We start from the raw sequence: 4132 nt of genomic DNA on the forward strand, positions 1-4132 counted from the left end.
ACGCGGTGGCGCCCACCCTGATGCTGACCGAGACCATGCTGGAAAGCCTTTCGGAAAGCGCCAAGGAGGCCATGGCCAAGCGGGTGCCCGTGCGCCGGCTGGCCACGCCGGAGGACGTGGCGCGCCTGGTATTGTTCCTGGGCTCTGCCGCCAATACCTATGTCAACGGGGAGGTCATCACGGTGGGCGGCGGAGCCATGAGCTGAGGCCTTACGGCTTGCGCATGATGATGATATATTCGACCGGATAGGCCTCGATACACTGTGGTATCTGGTGAGAGACGAAGCGCCCGGTGTTGGGATCGCGCCGCTGGGGCAGGATTTTGGATGGGATCTGCCGCTTGATGACGCGTTCCAGGATGAAGCCGGCCTCCTGCATCAGCTCCACAAATACCTCAGCGTTGCGCACGGCGACGCCCTTGAGCTGGGTGTTGCCGATGACGTAGCAGGCGCGGCCGCCTGGCTTCAGGATGCGGTAGCTTTCGGAGAAACATTCGCTCATATCGCTGAAGAAACGGCGGATGCTGGGCACCAGGCCGGCGTCCGCCTTTTCCATTTGTGCGAGGATTTCTTCGGCGATCTCCGAATGCCCATGATAGGGACGGTGGTTGGTCGGCCGCGAGGTGCCGATGAACTTCTGGCGGAAGTCCCGCAGGTCGTGGACATAATGCAGCCAGAGGGCGGTGAGCTGATGCAGGTCCGCATACTCATAGGATGTGACATAAGGCGGCGATGTGATCTGGATGTCGGTTGAATTGTCGGGGAAGGGAAGCTGTCGCGCGTCATGACAGCGCACGTCCAGGTACTCGTGAATATGCGTGCGCACCGCCGGCGGCACGGTGTGCCAGAAGGCGCGGTTGCGATCGCTCATCTTCTGCAGGTGCACGAGGAAGGTGGGCCAGGGCCGGCGCGGCTCGCGGGAAAGGTCGCGCGCCGGCTTGGTCGAGCCCATATGCCAGAACGAGCAGTTCTTCAGGATATGGCTGAAACAGCACAGGAAGAAGTTGCGCTCGTCCTCATCCTCGATTTCCATGAGGGCGGCGAGGATTTGTCCCAGCTCGTGTTTTTGGCGCTCGGGGAACCAGGTGTCAATGCGCTCGGACTGCGGCAGAATGGCGGGAAGCACGCCGTTGCTGACGTACCCGTCGTCCAGGGGGCGCAGGCGTTCGTACAGCCACAGCCGGCGGCGCTCCAGCTTCTCCGGGTCCAGCGGAGTGGACTTGGCGCGAGTGATGAGGCAGGCGACTTCATTGATATCCGTGCCGGTGGCGCGATAACCCCGTTCGATGGCGCAGGCGATGGTCGTGCCGCTCCCCATGAAGAGGTCGTTGACCACGGTGGGCCGGCGCGGGTCGGTGTAGCTATCCAGCAGTTTATCCACGATTTGGGGGATGAACTTGGCGGGATAGCGGTGGTAGCCATGGGTCAGCCGGCAGGTGTCGCGCGGCGTGCATTCCGCGAACGACCAGGCCGGGTCAGGCTGGAGGCCGGCGAACAGGTCCAGAATTTCCTCTGGGGACAGCAGGCGTTCTTTGAGTACGGTTGACGGCATCTTGTCATCCCATTCTCTCTGGTGGCGGCGACGCAGGGGAAATTTTACCATAACCGCCGGCGCCGGTCAAATCGGCCAAACCGGACATAACAACGCACGAGGGCGGAGCGAGTGGACTTTCTCCAGGAAACCAAGTATAATGAAAAGTGTGATGCAGTGGGCGAATGAGCTGTTGCGATACCTTCCAAGGAGAGATGGGCAATAGGGTGGAGCTATGGAGCCGATTATTGTGATCGGAGGTGGACTGGCCGGCGCGGAGGCGGCCTGGCAGATCGCTCAACGCGGCGTGCCGGTCATCTTGTACGAGATGCGGCCGGTCAAGATGACGCCGGCGCATCAGACCGATAAATTTGCCGAGCTGATCTGCAGTAACTCGCTGGGTTCCGACCTGCCGGATCGGGCGCCTGGCCTGCTGAAGGAGGAACTGCGCAAACTGGGGTCGCTGATACTGGCCTGTGCGGATGCGACGCGGGTGCCGGCCGGCGGCGCCCTGGCTGTGGGCCGGGAGGCCTTTGCCGAAGAGGTGACGCGGCGGATCTTGAGCCATCCGCTGATCGAGGTGCGCCGTGCGGAGGTGACCGAAATCCCTCGCCAGGGCATTGTGGTCATTGCCACCGGTCCGCTCACCTCTGAGCCGCTGGCAGAGGAGATACGCAAGCTCACAGGCGGCGAACATCTGTACTTTTACGATGCGATGGCGCCGATTGTGACCCTGGAATCCATCGACATGACCAAGGCATTCCGCGCCTCGCGCTACGGCCAAGGGGATGATGATTACATCAACTGCCCGATGACGGCGGAGGAATATTATCGCTTCGTGGATGCGCTGGTCAGCGCGGAGACCATCCCTTTGCATACCTTTGAGACCGAGGACCCGCGCTTTTTCGAAGCCTGCCTGCCCATCGAAGTGCTGGCAAAGCGGGGCAGGGATGCGCTGGCCTTTGGCCCGCTCAAGCCAGTGGGGTTGATTGATCCCCGCACGGGAGAGCGGCCGTTCGCCGTGGTGCAGTTGCGCCAGGATGACCTGGCCGGCACCCTGTACAACATGGTGGGGTTCCAGACCAACCTGCGCTGGAGCGAGCAGGACAGGGTGTTTCGCATGATACCCGGCCTGGAGCATGCGGAGTTTGTGCGTTACGGACAGATGCACCGCAACACGTTTATTGACGGGCCGCGGCTGTTAAAGCCCACCATGCAGTTGCGCTCTGACGAGCGGATTTTCTTCGCCGGCCAGATCACCGGCACAGAAGGATATGTCGGCTCCACCGCCAGCGGGTTTGTGGCGGGGGTGAACGCCAGCCGGCTGGCGCGCGGCAAGCCGCTGGTGGTGTTCCCGCCGACGACGATGATCGGGGCGCTGATGCATTACGTCAGCTCGCCGGCGGTGAAAGACTTTCAGCCGATGAAGGCCAACTTTGGGATTATGCCGGCGCTGGAGCGGATGCCGCGGGGCAAGCGGTCCCGGGCGCAGGCGTATGTCGAACGGGCGCGCCGCGACCTGCCGAGTTTGTCAGACATTGATTGACTTCGCGCCATTTCCCCTGTATAGTAAAGAGGGTGCCCAGGCCCATTTTCGTGTAGTCATATATCGAGGATCAGGTTCGCCTGGGAGAGGTTTTCCTGAAAGGCAGATTAGCACGCTATACGAAAGCCGGATTTCCTGCATGCGCAAATCAGTACTGCTCGCTGCCGTCATAGTAATTGCGCTGGCCCTTATCCTCATATGGGCAGGGTGGGGCGGGACGAAGCTCTCTCGTGCTCCCACTGCGTTTGACGGCCGGCGCGCGTACGATTGGGTCACCGCACAGTGCGACCTGGGACCGCGCCCCACGGGCTCTGAAGCGCATCAGAAGTTGAAACAACTCATCCGCACCGCCTTGCAGGAAAACGGATGGCAGGTCACCTCGCAGACGTTCCAGCATCAAGGGACAACGGTTGAGAATATCATCGGCAAGGCCGGCGGCGCCGGCCAGCCCATCATCCTGGCGGCGCACTATGACACTCGGCCAAAGGCCGACCGCGACCCCGACAATCCCACCGCACCTATCCCCGGCGCCAACGACGGCGCCAGCGGCACCGCGGTGCTGTTAGAGCTGGCGCGAGCGCTTCCGCCCATCCGCCGGCCGATCTGGCTGGTCTTCTTCGATGCCGAAGACCGGGGGGAGATCGCCGGCTGGGACTGGTCGGTCGGAGCGCGGTATTTCGCCCAGCAGTTGGATATCGCCCCCCAGGCTGTGGTGGTCGTCGACATGATCGGCGACGCGGACCTGCAAATTTACCTGGAGGAGAATTCCACGCCGGCGCTGTGCCAGGAAATCTGGGCCGTGGCCGCCGAACAGGGATACACGGATGTCTTTATCCAGCGCATGCGCTGGCGCATCATTGACGACCATCTGCCGTTCATCGAAAGGGGATGGCCGGCGTGCTTGCTCATTGACTTCGATTACCCCTATTGGCACACTCACCAGGATACGCCGGACAAGGTCAGCCCGGAGAGCCTTCAGCGCGTCGGAGCCGTGCTGGAGCGGTGGGTGGAGAAGAGCGGCAGGCCATAGACGATGGACCATAGACTATGGACGAT

Annotated in this window: 4 protein-coding genes; 3 read left to right on the top strand and 1 reads right to left on the bottom strand. The window is 62.1% G+C overall.

Annotated features, from left to right (window positions below; genetic code table 11):
- On the top strand, nucleotides 1-206 hold a 206-nt coding region (locus tag H5T60_12245), incomplete at its 5' end, for an SDR family oxidoreductase (GenBank protein ID MBC7243203.1).
- Nucleotides 207-210: 4 nt separating this feature from the next.
- Here the strand turns inward: H5T60_12245 and H5T60_12250 are convergent.
- On the bottom strand, nucleotides 211-1551 hold the full coding sequence (locus H5T60_12250; protein ID MBC7243204.1) for a hypothetical protein: 1341 nt from the start codon (nucleotides 1549-1551) through the stop codon (nucleotides 211-213).
- A gap of 214 nt (nucleotides 1552-1765) precedes the next feature.
- Here H5T60_12250 and trmFO point away from each other — a divergent pair, with 214 nt between their 5' ends.
- Together trmFO and H5T60_12260 are read left to right on the top strand one after the other, a co-directional pair.
- Entirely contained in the window at nucleotides 1766-3076 is a 1311-nt protein-coding gene (gene trmFO, locus H5T60_12255; GenBank protein ID MBC7243205.1) for an FADH(2)-oxidizing methylenetetrahydrofolate--tRNA-(uracil(54)-C(5))-methyltransferase TrmFO, read from the top strand.
- A gap of 139 nt (nucleotides 3077-3215) precedes the next feature.
- On the top strand, nucleotides 3216-4106 hold the full coding sequence (locus H5T60_12260) for a M28 family peptidase (GenBank protein MBC7243206.1): 891 nt from the start codon (nucleotides 3216-3218) through the stop codon (nucleotides 4104-4106).
- Nucleotides 4107-4132: the final 26 nt, after the last annotated feature.

The sequence above is a fragment of the Anaerolineae bacterium genome, from assembly GCA_014360855.1.
GTDB lineage: Bacteria > Chloroflexota > Anaerolineae > JACIWP01 > JACIWP01 > JACIWP01.